This window comes from Cellulomonas sp. A375-1, assembly GCF_001040865.1.
GTDB lineage: Bacteria > Actinomycetota > Actinomycetes > Actinomycetales > Cellulomonadaceae > Cellulomonas > Cellulomonas gelida.
The window spans coordinates 3,616-19,735 of the sequence record NZ_LFKW01000128.1; the positions used below are offsets into that span (position 1 = coordinate 3,616).

Below are 16,120 nucleotides of genomic sequence, written 5' to 3' on the forward strand. Positions count from 1 at the left end.
CGCGCTCACCGTCGTCCTCGCCGTCGCCGGGTTCCGCGCGCTCGCGGCGGCGCGGCGCGTGCCGCGCGTGCGGGTCCCCGCCCGCGAGCTCTCGAGCACCTACGTGGGGCCGGGCACGTTCGTCGACGTGGAGTACCCCGACCCGCACGGACACCCGCTGCGCGCGCACCTGTTCGTCTGGCTCGTGCGGGCGCCCGGCGTGCCGTACACGTTCGACGGCACCGTCTGGGTGGACCCCGCGAACCCGGCCGACGCCACGCCCCGCCGGCAGGGCCGCACGACGCGCGCGACGCTGGTGCTGATCGTCGCGGCGGTCACCGCGGCCGCCGCCCTCGGCACGGGGGTCGCCGCGCTCGTCGTGCGACTGGGCGAGTCGCTCCCCGCCTGACCTTCTCGCGACCTGCTCGCGGCCTGCCCTGCTCGCGGCCCGGCGGTAACGTGCGGCACATGCGATTCGGACTCTTCATCCCGCAGGGCTGGCGCCAGGACCTCACGGGCATCGACGCGCGCGACCACTGGGCGGTGATGAGCGGGCTCGCCCGGCACGCCGACGAGGGCGACGCGTTCGAGTCGATCTGGGTCTACGACCACTTCCACGCTGTGCCCGAGCCCAACGGCGAGGCGACGCACGAGGCGTGGAGCCTCATCAACGCGTTCGCCGCGAGCACGTCGCGTGTGCGGCTCGGGCAGATGTGCACGTGCATGGCGTACCGCAACCCCGCCTACCTCGCCAAGGTCGCGACGACCGCGGACGTGATCTCGGGCGGACGCGTCGAGATGGGCATCGGCGCGGGCTGGTACGAGCACGAGTGGCGCGCGTACGGCTACGGCTTCCCGCGCGCCGGTGAGCGGATCGCGATGCTCGACGAGGGCGTGCAGATCTTCAAGCAGCTCTGGACCAACGGCGTCGCGACGTTCGACGGTGCGCACTACCAGGTGGCGGGCGCGCAGCTCTCGCCGCTCCCGCTGCAGGTCGACGGTCCGCCGCTGTGGATCGCGGGCGGCGGCGAGAAGAAGACGCTGCGGATCGCGGCCGAGCACGCGCAGTACACGAACTTCGACGGCTCACCCGAGGGCTTCGCGCACAAGTCGGCGGTGCTCGCGGAGCACTGCGCCGCGATCGGGCGCGACGTCGCCGAGATCACGCGGTCGGCCAACTACAACGTGGTGATCGGCGAGACGCAGGCCGATGTGGACGACAAGTTCGCGTGGATCGAGGAGCACCTGTCCTTGACCGTGCCCGACAAGGCCGCGAGCACGGCCGAGGACCTGCGCCGCGGCCCGCTCGTCGGCACGCCCGAGCAGATCGTCGCCACGCTCCAGGAGCTGCGCGGTCTCGGTCTCGGGTACGCGATCACGTACTTCGCCGACGCGGCCTACGACCGTTCGAGCATCGAGCTCTTCGAGTCGCAGGTGGTCCCCGAGCTGCGCTGACGCGCCTGCGCGGGGTCCGCGCCCCGGGCGGCTAGCCTGCCCGCGTGAAGAAGGTGCGCAGCCGGGCCGCCGCGGCGAGGTACGCCCGGCGGCGCAGCTCGCGCATGGCGCGCGCGGACAACGACCTGACCGCCGAGCAGTGGGGCGCGCTGCGCGCCGCGTGGTCGGGCTGCGCGTACTGCGGCGCGCAGGACGTGCCGCTGCAGAAGGACTGCGTCCTGCCGCTGTCCCGAGGCGGGCGCTACACGCTCGACAACGTGGTGCCCGCGTGCCGCTCGTGCAACGCGAGCAAGTGCAACCAGGAGGTCACGCACTGGCTGCGGGTCAAGCGCCTCGACGAGGCGGCGTTCCTGCTGCGCCACCAGGCCATCAGCGTCGAGCTCGTCCGCGCCGAGCAGGACCGTGCCGAGCCGGTTCCCCACCTCGTGCCGGACGCCGACGAGGCACCGGGCGGCTAGGTTCGGGCCGTGATCACGCAGGACGAGGCGCGCGGCGAGGTCGGTCGACCGCGTCGGGCGGGCCGCGCCGACGTGATCGCGCTGCTCGGGGACGCACGGGCGCAGGCCGCCTGGGCGGCGGCGCTCGTCGCCGACGTCGACGGTGCGCGCTCGGCCGTGGTGAGCGCGTTCGAGGCGATGCGGGCACGTCATGCCGAGACCGACCTCGCGCGGGTGCCCGTCGATCGCGTGCGCGACGTGACCGAGGGGCGGCTCTCGCTCGACGGCCTCGCCGCGCACGGGGTGCGCACCATCGCCGACGTGCTGCGCGCGGGCACGCACGGCCTGCAGGCGGCGCCGGGGATCGGCCCGCAGTCCGCCGCGCGGCTCGTCGCCGCCGCCGAGCAGATCGCGCGTGCCGCGCGCGAGAGCGTCCAGCTGCGCATCGAGGTCGATCCGTCCGACCGGCTCGCGACCGAGCTGCTGCGTGCCGTGCGCACGTGGGAGGCCGTCGTCGGGGACGACGAGACGCTCGTCCCCCAGCTCCGCCGCCTGGTCCACGACGTGTCGCGCGCGAGCCTCACGGCGGCGCCCGCGGCCGCGGGACCGCTGCGGCGCCTGTTCATCGGCGGCACGCGCAAGGCCGCAGCCGACGAGGCGGTCGCGCACCTGACCGACCTCGTGGCGTGGGCGCGGTCCGCCGACGTCGCCCGCGCCGCCACACGCATCTCCGAGACCGTCCGCCACGTCGTGCCGACGACCGCGGCGTGGGCCGACTTCGAACGGCGCTCGGCGACGTACTACGCCCTGCTCGCCCCGCTGGTCGACCTCCGCGAGGACGTCGCCGCGGCCACCGGGTTCCTGCCCGGCGAGATCGTCGGCCGCATCGGGGCGCAGCACCTCGACGAGTCGTTGCTGCGCGCGTCGCTGCGCGGCTACCAGGCGTTCGGCGCGCGGTTCGCGCTCGTGCAGCGGCGCGTGATCATCGGCGACGAGATGGGACTCGGCAAGACGGTGCAGGCGATCGCCGCGATGGCGCACCTCGTCGCGGGCGGCGCGACGAACGTGCTCGTCGTCGCCCCCGCGTCCGTGGTGCACACCTGGGTGCGTGAGCTCGCGACGCACAGCGCACTGCCGGCGCTGCTGCTGCACGGCGACGCACGCGACGAGGCGGCGGCGCACTGGGTGGCGCACGGCGGCGTCGCGGTCACCACGTTCAGCACGCTGCGGCGCCTCGCCCTCGACGACGCGAGCCCGGCGATGCTCGTCGTCGACGAGGCCCACTTCGTGAAGAACCCCGACGCGAAGCGGAGCCAGGCCGTCGCCCGGGTCGCCGCGCGCTCGGACCGCGTCCTGTTCCTCACCGGGACGCCGATGGAGAACACCGTGGAGGAGTTCTGCGCGCTCGTGCGCCACCTGCGCCCCGAGCTCGCCGACGCGATCGACCCGGGCGCGGGCGCCGCCGGCGCGGACGCGTTCCGCTCGGCGGTCGCACCCGTGTACCTGCGGCGCAACCTCGACGACGTGCTCGCCGAGCTCCCGCCCCTCGTCCAGGTCGACGAGTGGGAGGAGTTCGGTGCGGTCGACGGCGCCGCCTACCGCGCGGCGGTCGAGGCCGGCAGCTTCCCGGCGATGCGTCGCGCCGCGTTCGTCTCGACCGACCCGCGCGAGAGCGCCAAGCTCGAGCGGCTGCTCGAGATCTGCGCCGAGGCCGGGGCGAACGGTCACAAGGTCGTCGTGTTCTCGTGGTTCCGCGAGGTCCTCGACGTCGTGCACGCCGCGCTGTCACCGACGACCGCGGTGCTCGGGCCGCTGACCGGCTCCACGTCCGCGGCCGCGCGGCTGCGCCTCGTCGACGAGTTCACCGCCGCGCCCGGCCCGGCCGTGCTCGTCGCCCAGGTCCGTGCCGGTGGCGTCGGCCTCAACATCCAGGCCGCCTCGGTCGTCGTGCTGTGCGAGCCGCAGGTCTCCCCCGCGCTCGAGGCCCAGGCGATCGCGCGGGCTCACCGCATGGGCCAGGTCCGCACCGTCCGGGTGCACCGGCTGATCGTCGAGGACTCGGTCGACCAACGGCTCCTGGAGACGCTCGAGACCAAGCGCGGAGTCTTCGACGCGTACGTGCGCGAGTCCGCGCTGACCGACGCGGCCGCGGCCGCGATCGACGTCTCGGCGCCGCACCTGGCCCGCGCGATCGTCGCCGACGAGCAGGCCAGGCTCGCCGGCGCGTAGGACCTTCGGGCTCCCCCGTGCGGGTGACGTCCGGGCGCCTGCGGCCGACGCAACGGACAACCGGGGCAACTCGCGCGCGCCGTACGGGTGACGGTGAACGTGCAGGTCAGCGAAGTGCGCCATCCTCACGCCGGGCCGATGCGCCCGACGAGCCCCCGCGGCTGAGGACTCGCAGGGCCCCCATCCCAGCACCCGGGGGCCAGTCCCCTCGCCCGATCACCACGCGACCGAAGGACACCCATGACGATCACGAAGACGCGCTCCCGCGCGCTCCTGGCACTCGCGACGAGCGGGACGCTGCTCGCGGCGACCCTCGTCGCCGCCGCGCCCGCGAGCGCCGCGTCGGCCACCATCAGCGGCCGGGTCACCGTGCCGTCCGGCGCCTACCTCGACGCGATCGCGGTCGTCGCCTGGGAGCGGACGGCGACGTTCGACGACGTGACGGACACTGCTTCACTCGACAGCACCGGTTCCTTCACGCTCGACGAGCTCGAGGCGGGCACGTCCTACCAGCTCAGCGTCATCGACTACTCAGGGAAGACCGGCGCGGGCTACTACACGCGCGACAAGCTGGTGCCCGCCGCCGCCGACGCGACGCTGGTCAAGGCCGGGAGCACCGGGATCACCATCCGGACGCGCGCGTCCGCGCCCGCCACCGACATCGGCATCGTGCTCCCCGCGGACGGGACCTACCCCACGTGGAACCCCGCGGGCTTCTACGTCCTCGAGCCGGGCAACGGCCGCATCACCGGCTTCGTCGGGAACGCGGGCTCCGGAGACGCGCGAGCCATGCGCGCGGGCCCGACCGCGAGCCCCCTGCGGGGCTCGTTCGCAGCCCTCGCGGACGGCGAGGTCACGCGCATGGACATGCCGACGGCCGGGCTCGTCTCGGGCGTGGACTACACGCTGGCAGCAGTCGCCGTGCCGAGCGAGGCGACGCCGGACTTCGAGGACAACCTCTACTTCTACGGCGGCGTGAACCGCTCCGTCACCCGGTCGCTGTCGTCGGCGGCGACGTTCACCGGCGGCACGACAAAGGTCGACTGGCACGTCCTGGGCGCCACCGCGAAGACCGCTCCGACCGTCACCGGCACCGCGAAGGTCGGCAAGACCCTCACCGCGAAGGCCGGCACGTTCTCGCTCGCCGGCACGGTGTCCTACCAGTGGCTGCGCAACGGCAAGGCCATCTCCGGCGCGACGGCCTCGACGTACACGCTGCGCGGCAGTGACCACGGCGCGAGGGTGTCCGTGCGCACCACGCTCAAGCCGACCATCAAGGGTTACGGCTACGGCGTGAAGTCGTCCGCGCAGACCGCCAAGGTCGCCCTGGGCGCTGCGCCGAAGGCCACCGCCGCGCCCAAGGTCAGCGGCACCGCCAAGGTCGGCAAGAAGCTCACCGCCTCCCGCGGCAGCTGGAACCTCACGGGGCTGACCTACTCCTACCGCTGGCTGCGCGACGGCAAGGACATCACCGGCGCGACGAAGTCGACGTACGCGCTGACCAAGGCCGACGCCGGCAAGAAGATCTCCGTGCGCGTCACCGCCAAGCGGACCGGCTACGCCACCGGCACCGCACGCTCGGCCAGCACCACCACCGTCAAGTAGCACCACCACCGTCGTCCAGCACCACCACGAGGGCCCCGTCCGCCTCGGGACGGGGCCTTCGTGCTGCCCGCGACGACGCGCCGTTGCTGGCGTCGTCACCCGAAGCGGGACCCGGCACGGGCAGGTCACGCGGGCAGACCGGGAGCACTCGGGCGGGCGCAGGGTCCGTTCGGGTGACAGCGGCACGAGGTCGTCCGCGGGATGCGGGACCCTCGCGTACGGGCCGCGTCACCGTGCCGCGCCCGGCGACCGGAGGACGCCCATGCACCAGATCTCGAACCCTGCCCGTCCGCGCGTGCTCGTCGCGCTCCTGGCGCTCGTCGCCGTCCTCGGCGCCATGCTCGCGGGCGCGACGCCCGCCGCGGCGGCCGGGACGACCTCGACCTCCACGACGTCCACGGCGGCCACCACGACGAGCATCAGCGGCACCCTGTCGGCCCCGACGGGCACGGACACCGAGCTCACGCTGGTGATGGCGTGGGCGCCCGGCGCGACGGGCGAGGACGCGTCGGCCTTCGCCTTCCCCGAGCCCGACGGCTCCTTCAGCCTCACCGGGCTCAAGGCGGGACGGTCGTACCAGATCAGCGTCCTGGACGTCCTCGGTGTCATGGGCGGGGGCTACTACACGCCCGGCGCACTCGTGGCGCGTGCCGCCGACGCCACGCTCGTGAGGGCCGGGACCACGGGGCTCGCGGTCACCGCGCACGCCTCGGCGAAGGCCACCGACGTGACGGTCGTGCTTCCATCCGACGGCAAGGAGCCTCGTTGGTCGCCGGCCGGCTTCTTCGTCGTCGAGCCCGGGAACGGTCGGCTCATGGGTATCGCGGGCAACGCGCTCCTCGCCGACCTGATCGGCCCGGGCGACGGCACGCTCCCGTTCGGCGAGCAGCTCGCCTCGGCGGCGGCCACCGCCGGCGCCGCAGCCCAGGCGCGTGCCACGCGCGCCGCCACGACCGCGTCGGGCGAGGCCGTCCAGCTCACGCTCCCGACGCAGGGCTTGCTCGCGGGCGCACGCTACACGGTCGCGATCCCGGTGGACACGGGCGACGACACGGTGCACTTCGAGGACGCGTACTACTACGGCGGCAAGAACCGCGCGCTGACCCGTTCGCTGACGACCGCCTCGTCGTTCGCCGGCGGCGCGTCCCGGGTCGACGTCCACGTCCTGGGTGCACAGCCCCGGACCGTCCCGACCGTGACCGGCCGGGCCCAGGTCGGCGCGGCCCTCACGGCGAAGGCCGGCACGTGGTCCGTCAAGGGCAAGGTCAGCTTCCAGTGGCTCCGCGACGGCGCGCCGATCTCCGGCGCGACCGCGTCGACCTACCGGCTGCGGGCCGCCGACCGCGGCGCTGCCATCTCCGTGCGCACCCGGCTGCGTCCGTACGTCGACGGGTACGGGCACGGCGTGCGGACGTCCGTGCCGACGAACACCGTCCGGCGCGGCTCAGCGCCGACCGTCACGGGCGCTCCGACGATCACCGGGGTCGCCGCGGTCGGGCGGACGCTCACCGCGTCGCCCGGGACCTGGTCGCGCTCCGGTCTGCGGTACGCGTTCCAGTGGCAGCGTGACGGTGCGGCGATCCCCGGCGCGACCGCCTCGACCTACGTCCTGACCAGCGCGGACGCGGGCAGGACGATCCGCGTCAAGGTCACGGCTTCGAAGACCGGCTACCACAACGGGACCGCGTACTCCGCGACGAGGACGATCCGCCGCTAGCGGCAGCCCGACCGCACGCGAGGGCCTCGTCCCGCCGGGGGGCGGGGCCTTCGCGTCAGTCGCGCTCGGCGACGACGACCGCGGACGCGATGCCCGCGTCGTGCGAGATCGACAGGTGGAACCGTGCGATGCCGAGCTCGGACGCCCGGGCGAGCACCGTACCGGTGACCTCGACGACCGGCTGGGCTCCGGCGACGCGCCGGACAGTCGCGTCCTGCCACGACATGCCCGGGGGCGCTCCGAGGGCCTTGGCGATGGCTTCCTTCGCGGCGAACCGCGCGGCGAGCGACGCTGCGGGCAGCTCGCGCTCGTCGGGCGTGAACAGGCGTTCCCGCAGGGCGGGGACGCGCTCGAGCGTGGCGACGAACCGCGCGATGTCGACCACGTCGATCCCGACGCCCGCGATCACGTGCCCTGCCCCGGCACGCCCGGGCTCGTCAGGCCCAGTCCCGTCACGCCCTGATCCGGCGCCGGCAGCCGGTCCTGCTCCTCGACCAGGTGCTTCCACCGCAGCCACTTGCGCTCGACGGCCTCGTCGAGGTCCACGCCGAGTCGGTGCGCGACGATCATGAGCATGCCGAGCACGTCCGCGACCTCGTCGCGCAGCGCGTCCGCGAGCTCGGCGGGCTCGCCCTGGTGGCGTGAGCGCCCCGTGGCCGCGAGGTAGGCGCGCGTCAGCTCGCCGACCTCCTCGCCCAGCTTGAGCACCGCCCAGTCGTCGGTGCGCTCGATCCCGTGCAGCCGCGCGTAGACGCGGCTGATGGTCTCGACCTCACGCTGCGCGTCGGCGAGCTCCACCGGTCACTCGACCGTGACGGACTTCGCGAGGTTGCGCGGCTGGTCGACGTCGAGACCCTTGGCGGTCGCGAGCTCGCACGCGAAGATCTGCAGCGGGACCACCGCGAGCAGCGGGGCGAGCAGCGTGGGCGCCTGCGGGACGTAGAACACCTCGTCGGCGAACGGGCGCACGGCCTCGTCGCCGTCCTCTGCGATCACCAGCGTGCGCGCACCACGGGCCCGGATCTCCTGGATGTTGGAGACGACCTTCGAGTGCAGCGAGTGCCGGCCGCGCGGGGACGGCACGACGACGAACACCGGCTGGCCGGGCTCGATGAGCGCGATCGGGCCGTGCTTGAGCTCCCCCGCCGCGAAGCCCTCGGCGTGGATGTAGGCGAGCTCCTTGAGCTTGAGCGCACCCTCCATCGCGACCGGGAAGCCCACGTGCCGGCCGAGGAACAGCACCGACTGCGTGTCCGCCATCCAGCGCGCGATCTCGCGCACGCGACCGCCACGGTCGAGCACCTGCTGGATCTTGTCGGGGATCGCGCGCAGCTCGTCGAGGATCGACTTGACCTCGTCGGCGTACATGTTGCCGCGCAGCTGCGCGAGGTACAGGCCCAGCAGGTAGGCGGCCGTGATCTGCGCGAGGAACGCCTTGGTCGAGGCGACCGCGATCTCGGGGCCGGCGTGCGTGTAGAGGACCGCGTCGGACTCGCGCGGGATGGTCGAGCCGTGCGTGTTGACGATCGCGAGGACCTTGGCGCCCTGCTCGCGCGCGTGACGCACGGCCATGAGCGTGTCCATGGTCTCGCCCGACTGCGAGACCGCGACGACGAGCGTGCGCTCGTCGACCACCGGGTCGCGGTAGCGGAACTCGTGCGCGAGCTCGACCTCGACCGGGATCCGGCACCAGTGCTCGATCGCGTACTTCGCGACGTGCCCGGCGTAGGCCGCCGTGCCGCACGCGATGACGACGATCTTGTCGACCGCGCGCAGCAGGGACTCGTCGATGCGGACCTCGTCGAGCACGAGGCGGCCGCTGACGTCGGTCCGGCCCAGCAGGGTGTCCGCGACCGCGTGCGGCTGGTCGTGGATCTCCTTGTCCATGAAGGACGCGAAGCCACCCTTCTCGGCGGCGGCGGCGTCCCAGTCGACCGTGTAGCGACGCGCCTGCGCGGCGTTGCCGTCGAAGTCGGTGACCTCGACCGCGTCGGGCGTGATCGTCACGACCTGGTCCTGGCCGAGCTCGAGCGCCTCGCGCGTGTGCGCGATGAAGGCCGCGACGTCCGAGCCCAGGAAGTTCTCCCCCTCGCCCAGTCCGACGACGAGCGGCGAGTCGTGCCGCGCGCCCACCACGGTGTCGGGGTCGTCGGCGTGCACGGCCAGCAGCGTGAACGTGCCCTCGAGCGTGCGCGCGACGTGCGCCATCGCCTGCGTGAGGTCACCGGTCTTGGCGTAGGCGCGGGCGATGAGCTGCGCCGCGACCTCGGTGTCGGTCTCCGAGACGAACTCGACGCCCTCGGCGAGCAGCTCGGCCTTGAGGACCGCGAAGTTCTCGACGATGCCGTTGTGGATGACCGCGAGCCGGCCCGCGACGTGCGGGTGCGCGTTCAGGTCGGTGGGTCCGCCGTGCGTCGCCCAGCGGGTGTGCCCGATCGCCGCGGTGGCGTCGGGCAGCGGGTGGGCGTCGATCTCCTCGACGAGGTTCGCGAGCTTGCCGGCCTTCTTGGCGGTCGCGAGCTCGTGCGAGGGGCCGACGAGGGCGACGCCCGCCGAGTCGTACCCGCGGTACTCGAGACGACGCAGGCCCTCCAGGACCACGTCGAGCGGGCGGGCGCTGGCGACCGGGCTACCGACGTAGCCGACGATTCCACACATGGCGGCGAGTCTACTGGGCATCCCCGGGGCATCGGCCGCGTACCCGACGACTCGGACGTCGTCCGCGTCACGTGCCAGGGGGCTTGCGTCCGGCACAATCGTCTCTGTGCTCCCGTCGTCGTCGACACCGTCCCTGGCACCCTCCACGCCCTACGTCGACCTCGACCGCGAGGCCTGGCGCCGGCTCTCGGCATCGACCCCGCTGCCCCTGACCGACGCCGACGTCGACCGGCTCGCGGGGATCGGCGACCCGATCGACCTCGCCGAGGTCGACGCGATCTACCGCCCGATCTCGCGCCTGCTCGACCTGTACATCGAGGCGACCCGCGGGCTGCACGCGGCGTCCTCGACGTTCCTGCGCGAGGACATCACCCCCACGCCGTTCGTCATCGGCGTCGCGGGATCGGTCGCGGTGGGCAAGTCCACCACCGCGCGCCTGCTGCGCGAGCTGCTCGCGCGCTGGCCCGCGACCCCGCGCGTGCAGCTCATCACGACCGACGGGTTCCTGTACCCGAACGCCGAGCTCGAGCGGCGCGGCCTCATGCAGCGCAAGGGCTTCCCCGAGTCCTACGACCGGCGCGCGCTGCTGCGCTTCGTCTCGAAGGTCAAGGCGGGCCGGCCCGAGGTCAGCGCACCCGTGTACTCGCACCTCACGTACGACATCGTCCCGGGCGAGCAGATCGTGGTGCGGCGGCCCGACGTGCTGATCGTCGAGGGCCTCAACGTGCTGCAGCCCGCACGGTCGTCCGCCGAGGGGGTGTCGAGCCTCGCGGTGAGCGACTTCTTCGACTTCTCGATCTACGTCGACGCCAAGCCGCGCGACGTGCGGCAGTGGTACGTCGACCGGTTCCTGAGCCTGCGGCAGACCGCGTTCGCGGACCCGGCCTCCTACTTCCACCGGTACGCGTCGCTGTCCGACGAGCAGGCCGTGGAGCGCGCCGAGTCGATCTGGGACTCGATCAACTCGCCCAACCTCGAGCAGAACATCCTGCCGACGCGCAGCCGCGCGACGCTCGTGCTCACCAAGGGCGCCGACCACAGCGTGCAGCGCGTGCGCCTGCGCAAGCTGTAGCCCAGGGGCCGTCAGGCCGGAGGGACCCGCGTCCCGGGGTCACGCTCCTGCGTCGGCGTGACCGCCCCGCTCGTCTCGTCGCCCGTCTCGGCGGTGTCCTGGCCCGTCTCGTCGGCAGCCGTGGCCGGCACGGCCTCCGCCGGCGCGCTGCCGCCCATCCAGCGACGCAGCAGCCAGTCGACGAGGATCCCGATGACCACCCCGCCGATGACGCCGACGACGACGCCCCACAGCGGTGAGTGGTCGCGGAACGCGGCACCCGCGCTCACGCCGATCACGGTCGAGTAGCACGCCCACGTGATCGCGGCGATCCCCGCCAGGAGCGTGAACCGGCGCCGCGGGTAGCGCACCGCGCCGGCGGTCATGTTGACCGCGACGCGGCCGATCGGGATGTAGCGGGCCGCGATGATGAACGACGCCCCGCGCCGCTCGAGGGCGCGCTCCGCCCACGCGAGCGCGGCCTGCGCCTTGCCGGAGCGGAACAGGCGCAGCTCGTGCACCTTCACGCGCGAGCCGATCGTGTAGGCGATCTGGTCCCCCGTGAAGGCGCCCGCCGCAGCGACGGGCACCAGGAGCCACAGCGACGGCTCACCGCCGGGGCCGACCGCGAGCGCGGCCAGCGCGATCACCACGGACTCGCTCGGGATCGGCGGGAAGAACCCGTCGATCGCCGCGAACAGGTACATCGCCAGGTACACCCACGGCGAGCCCGCGAGATCGAGCGCCCACTGCTCCAGACCCATCTCGCTCCGTCCGTCCGAGGCTGTCCGCTGACCACGGGCATCGCCCCGTGGTCCACCGTACGGTGCCACGGGCCGCGGCGGCACCCGTGACCACCCTGGTCGACCCCCGGTCATCCGCAGGTCACCCCTGGTTCGACCCCGCGGCACCCGCAGGCAGGACGCGGGGGCCCTGATCAGCCCAACGCGCGGCGCGCGGCGCTGGTTCCGGGGCTCAGGAGGGCAGGACGAACCCGAGCGCGGCCGAAGCGGCCTCAGGCCGCGGCTCGGTCGCCCAGCGCAGGCCCACCTCGTCGGCGGCCGCGAGCGAGCGCAGCTCCGCGCGGTCCAGGTAGAGCGTGCCGCGCAGGTGGTCGGTCTCGTGCTGGACGATCCGCGCGGACCAGCCCGTGACGACCTCGTCGAGCGGCGCACCGGTCTCGTCGGCGCCCGTGAGACGCACCTGACGGTGCCGCGCGACGACAGCCTGGTACGCGGGCACGGACAGGCAGCCCTCGTAGAACGACGCGAGCGCGTCGCCGACCGGCTCGTAGGAGGGGTTGACCAGGACGCGGAACGGCAGCGGCGCCCGTTCGCGGACCTCCGAGACGCGCTCGTCGGCCACCCCGGCGTCCTCGATCACGGCGAGCGCGAGCGGCAGGCCGACCTGCGGCGCCGCGAGCCCGACACCCGGCGCGGCGCGCATCGTGCGGTGCATCAGCGCGACGAGGGCCGCGAGCTCGTCGTCGGCCAGCTGGCCGTCGTACGGGCGCGCGAGCGCCCGGAGCACGGGGTGCCCCGCACGGACGATCGGCGCCGTGCGCTCGCCCGCGCGCTCGATCAGCCGCAGCACCTCGTCGCGGAGCTGGGCGTCGAGCGTCGTCACAGCGCCAACCGGTCCCGCACGACGTCCGCGAGCTCGCCCGCCACCGCGTCGGCGTCGTCCTGCGTCGCCGCCTCGACCATCACGCGCACGAGCGGCTCGGTGCCGCTGGGGCGCAGGAGCACCCGGCCCGTCCGGCCCAGGCGGGCCTCGGCGGCCGCCACGGCCGCCAGCAGCGCCTCGTCGTCGGTGCGGTTCTTGTCCACACCAGGGACGTTGAGGAGCGTCTGCGGCAGGCGCTGGACGATCGACGCGAGCTCGTGCAGCGGCGTGCTCGTCGCCGCGACGCGCGACGCGAGGTGCAGCGCGGTGAGCACGCCGTCGCCGGTGGTCGCGTGCTTCGACATGATGATGTGGCCCGACTGCTCGCCGCCGAGCGTGTACCCGCCGGCGCGCATCGCCTCGAGCACGTAGCGGTCACCGACCGCGGTGTCGAGCGTCGTGATGCCGACCGCGTCCATCGCGAGGCGCAGGCCGAGGTTGCTCATCACCGTGGCGACGAGCGTGTCGCCCGCGAGCTCGCCCTGGTCGCGCAGCGCGACGGCGAGCACGCCCATGATCTGGTCGCCGTCGACGAGCGTGCCGAAGCTGTCGACCGCGAGGCAGCGGTCCGCGTCGCCGTCGAACGCGACACCGAGGTCCGCACCCGAGGCCACGACGAACGCCTGCAGCTGCTCGGGGTGGGTCGAGCCGCACAGCTCGTTGATGTTGCGGCCGTCGGGCGACGCGTTGATCACGACGACGTCCGCGCCGGCTTCGCGCAGCGCGGCCGGGCCGACCTCGCTCGCGGCTCCGTTGGCGCAGTCCACCGCGATCCGCAGGCCCGTCAGCGGCGTGGCGATGCTCCCGACGAGGTGCTGGACGTACGAGTCGCCCGCGCCGCCGGTGTCGACGCGGATGCGGCCCACGGCGGCGCCGAGGGGACGGTCCCAGTCCTCGCCGATGCGCGCCTCGATGGCGGCCTCGAGGTCGTCGTCGAGCTTGTGCCCGCCGCTCGCGAGGAACTTGATGCCGTTGTCCGGCATCGGGTTGTGCGACGCGGAGAGCACCACGCCGATGTCCACGCCCAGGCTCGCCGTGAGGTACGCGACCGCCGGCGTGGGCAGCACGCCCACGTTGTGCACGTCGACGCCCGCGGAGGCGAGCCCCGCGGAGATCGCCGCGGCGAGGAACTCGCCCGACGCCCGCGAGTCGCGTCCCACGACCGCGCGCGGCCGGTGCCCCTCGAACTCGCCCCGCGAGCCGAGCACGTGTGCCGCAGCGACCGCCAGGTCGAGGGCGAGCTCCGCCGTGACGTCACGGTTCGCGAGCCCGCGCACCCCGTCGGTACCGAACAGCTGACCCATGTCAGACCCCTTCGTCGTCGCGCGTGCAACGTTACTGGCCCGTCGGCCCGGTTCCCGGGCGCGGGGGGCGGCCGGTCAGGCCGCGGAGCGGACCGCGCGTCGCGGCCCACAGACGCCGATGGCCCCTCCGGTCGGGTGACCGGCGGGGCCATCGGGCACGCGCTGGATCAGCGCTTGGAGTACTGAGGCGCCTTGCGGGCCTTCTTGAGACCGGCCTTCTTGCGCTCGACCACACGCGCGTCACGCGTGAGGAAGCCCGCCTTCTTGAGCGCCGGGCGGTTGTGCTCGGCGTCGATGGCGTTGAGCGCGCGGGCGATGCCCAGGCGCACGGCGCCGGCCTGGCCGGACGTGCCGCCACCCGTCACGCGGACGACGACGTCGAAACGTCCCTCGACGTCGACGACCTTGAGCGGGGAGCTCACGAGCTGCTGGTGCACCTTGTTCGGGAAGTAGTCCTCGAGGGTGCGGCCGTTGATCTTCCACTCGCCGGTGCCGGGCACCAGGCGAACGCGAGCGATCGCCTCCTTGCGGCGGCCGAGGGCCTGCCCGGGGGCGGTGATGCTCTGGCCCCGACCCGTGGGGGCCGAGGTCTCGGAGGTGTAGCTGGTGGGCGTCTCGCCCTCGAGGTCGATGTCGACCGTCGTCTCTGCCACGTGGGTGTCCTGTCGTCTCTACTCGCGCCGGCCTCAGGCCTGCTGCGCGACCTGGGTGATCTCGAACGGCTTCGGCTGCTGCGCCTGGTGCGGGTGCGCCGCACCGGCGTAGACCTTCAGCTTGCCGAGCTGCTGACGGCCGAGCGTGCTCTTGGGGAGCATGCCGCGAACGGCCTTCTCGATCGCGCGCTCGGGGTGCTTGGCCAGGAGCTCCGTGTACGGGGTGGCGCGCAGGCCGCCCGGGTAGCCGGAGTGGCGGTACGCGAGCTTGTTCTCGCGCTTGTTGCCGGTGAGGGCGACCTTCTCCGCGTTGATGACGATGACGAAATCACCGCCGTCGACGTGGGGCGCGAAGGTGGCCTTGTGCTTGCCGCGGAGGAGCGTGGCCACGTGGGTGGCCAGTCGGCCCAGGACGACATCGGTCGCGTCGATGACGTACCAGTTCCGCTCGATCTCGCCCGGCTTCGGGGTGTACGTACGCACGGTCGTTGCCTTCGTCTCGTGTTGCCGTGTGGCGACCGGGGCTCGGCGCGCGGGCGCGCAGAACCGGTCGATGCTGTCGGTGGCGCATCCGCGGACCGGAGAGTGGGAACGCACCGGGCCTGACCATCGGTCCGCGTGGTGAGAAGCCACGGGCGCACGACAGGGACGCACAACGACTCAACAGACTACCTGCGCCCCTCGGCGGGGGTCAAAACAGGACTTGGTCACACCGGGCGCAGCGCGGCGGTCGCGGCCCGCACGACCCGCGCGGTGAGGTCGTCCAGCGTCGCCGTGCGCAGCGCCCAGTGCTGCCAGTACAGCGGCACGTCCAGGTAGGGCTCGCGGGCGAGCTCGACGAGCGACCCGTCCGCGACGGGCCGCTCCGCTGCGCCCTGCGGCACCATGCCCCAGCCGAGCCCCGCCAGGAGGAGCTCGACGAACGCGCTGTTCGACGGCACGTGGTGCACCGGCGGCGCGACCTGGCGCCCGGCGAGCCGCGCCGCGAACCGGTGCTGCAGCGCGTCGGTGCGGTTGAACGCGATCACCGGTGCCCGCTCGAGCGCGTGCGCGGTCGGGCCGTCGGCGAACCAGCGCTCGTGCACGTCCGGCGCGGCGACCGCGACGTACCGCATCGCCCCGAGCGGGCGGACCCGGCAGCCCTGCACCGCGTGCTCGTCGGCCGTGACCGCCGCCGTCACGGTGCCGTCGCGCAGCAGCTCGGCGGTGCGGTCCTGGTCCTCGCGGCGCAGGTCCACGACCACGTCGTCGGGCAGGCCGACGAGCGCGGCGGGGAACCAGCTCGACAGGGAGTCGGCGTTGACCGCGATCGCGAGGCGGGTCGCAGACGCGGCGCGAGCACCGTCCTCGCCGGCCGAGCGCCCGCC

General features: G+C 73.7%; 16 protein-coding genes. 7 read left to right on the plus strand and 9 right to left on the minus strand.

The features are described 5' to 3' along the window. The 6 genes from CWIS_RS13010 to CWIS_RS17750 all read left to right on the plus strand — a co-directional run. Positions 1-388 (plus strand): hypothetical protein (locus CWIS_RS13010; RefSeq protein WP_048343742.1); only part of this gene is annotated, 388 nt, incomplete at its 5' end. 59 nt (positions 389-447) lie between these two features. Then, the gene (locus CWIS_RS13015; protein ID WP_048343743.1) at positions 448-1,434 is read left to right on the plus strand and encodes an LLM class F420-dependent oxidoreductase; all 987 of its coding nucleotides are present in this window, start codon (positions 448-450) and stop codon (positions 1,432-1,434) included. A gap of 44 nt (positions 1,435-1,478) precedes the next feature. Next, positions 1,479-1,892, plus strand: coding sequence for an HNH endonuclease (locus tag CWIS_RS13020; protein ID WP_307722628.1), 414 nt, complete (start codon positions 1,479-1,481; stop codon positions 1,890-1,892). A gap of 9 nt (positions 1,893-1,901) precedes the next feature. Then, positions 1,902-4,100: a DEAD/DEAH box helicase gene (locus CWIS_RS13025; protein ID WP_053071726.1), complete on the plus strand. Its 2,199-nt coding sequence runs from the start codon at positions 1,902-1,904 to the stop codon at positions 4,098-4,100. A gap of 240 nt (positions 4,101-4,340) precedes the next feature. Continuing rightward, a complete protein-coding gene (locus tag CWIS_RS17745; protein WP_053071727.1) occupies positions 4,341-5,705 on the plus strand; it encodes a hypothetical protein in 1,365 nt (454 codons plus the stop codon). A 262-nt stretch (positions 5,706-5,967) separates the two neighbouring features. Beyond that, positions 5,968-7,422, plus strand: coding sequence for a hypothetical protein (locus tag CWIS_RS17750; RefSeq protein ID WP_053071728.1), 1,455 nt, complete (start codon positions 5,968-5,970; stop codon positions 7,420-7,422). Positions 7,423-7,477: 55 nt separating this feature from the next. Here the strand turns inward: CWIS_RS17750 and CWIS_RS13040 are convergent, their stop codons facing one another. The 3 genes from CWIS_RS13040 to glmS are packed head-to-tail and all read right to left on the minus strand — an operon-like array spanning position 7,478 to position 10,080. Beyond that, positions 7,478-7,831, minus strand: coding sequence for a holo-ACP synthase (locus tag CWIS_RS13040; RefSeq protein WP_048343745.1), 354 nt, complete (start codon positions 7,829-7,831; stop codon positions 7,478-7,480). Beyond that, entirely contained in the window at positions 7,828-8,220 is a 393-nt protein-coding gene (locus tag CWIS_RS13045; RefSeq protein ID WP_048343746.1) for a pyrophosphatase, read from the minus strand. Before CWIS_RS13045 ends, CWIS_RS13040 begins: the two co-directional genes overlap by 4 nt. A 3-nt stretch (positions 8,221-8,223) precedes the next feature. Continuing rightward, on the minus strand, positions 8,224-10,080 hold the full coding sequence (gene glmS / locus CWIS_RS13050; protein WP_048343747.1) for a glutamine--fructose-6-phosphate transaminase (isomerizing): 1,857 nt from the start codon (positions 10,078-10,080) through the stop codon (positions 8,224-8,226). A 106-nt stretch (positions 10,081-10,186) separates the two neighbouring features. On the opposite strand from glmS, the gene coaA reads away from it, so the two are divergent. Beyond that, complete coding sequence (gene coaA, locus CWIS_RS13055) at positions 10,187-11,152, plus strand: type I pantothenate kinase (protein ID WP_231583876.1); 966 nt, start codon at positions 10,187-10,189, stop codon at positions 11,150-11,152. Positions 11,153-11,163: 11 nt separating this feature from the next. Here the strand turns inward: coaA and CWIS_RS13060 are convergent, their stop codons facing one another. From CWIS_RS13060 to CWIS_RS13085, 6 genes are all read right to left on the minus strand, one after another. Further along, positions 11,164-11,895 carry a DedA family protein gene (locus tag CWIS_RS13060; protein ID WP_082156456.1) on the minus strand — a complete coding sequence of 244 codons (732 nt, stop codon included), beginning with the start codon at positions 11,893-11,895 and terminating at the stop codon, positions 11,164-11,166. Positions 11,896-12,106: 211 nt separating this feature from the next. Then, positions 12,107-12,757 (minus strand): peptide deformylase, encoded by a 651-nt coding sequence (locus CWIS_RS13065; RefSeq protein ID WP_053071729.1) that lies wholly within the window; start codon positions 12,755-12,757, stop codon positions 12,107-12,109. Beyond that, entirely contained in the window at positions 12,754-14,100 is a 1,347-nt protein-coding gene (glmM, locus tag CWIS_RS13070; protein ID WP_048343748.1) for a phosphoglucosamine mutase, read from the minus strand. The genes CWIS_RS13065 and glmM overlap by 4 nt, the downstream gene beginning before the upstream one ends. A gap of 167 nt (positions 14,101-14,267) precedes the next feature. After that, entirely contained in the window at positions 14,268-14,753 is a 486-nt protein-coding gene (gene rpsI, locus CWIS_RS13075; RefSeq protein WP_048343749.1) for a 30S ribosomal protein S9, read from the minus strand. A gap of 33 nt (positions 14,754-14,786) precedes the next feature. After that, on the minus strand, positions 14,787-15,236 hold the full coding sequence (gene rplM / locus CWIS_RS13080; protein WP_048343750.1) for a 50S ribosomal protein L13: 450 nt from the start codon (positions 15,234-15,236) through the stop codon (positions 14,787-14,789). 224 nt (positions 15,237-15,460) lie between these two features. Continuing rightward, on the minus strand, positions 15,461-16,120 hold a 660-nt coding region (locus CWIS_RS13085; protein ID WP_048343751.1), incomplete at its 5' end, for an ArgP/LysG family DNA-binding transcriptional regulator.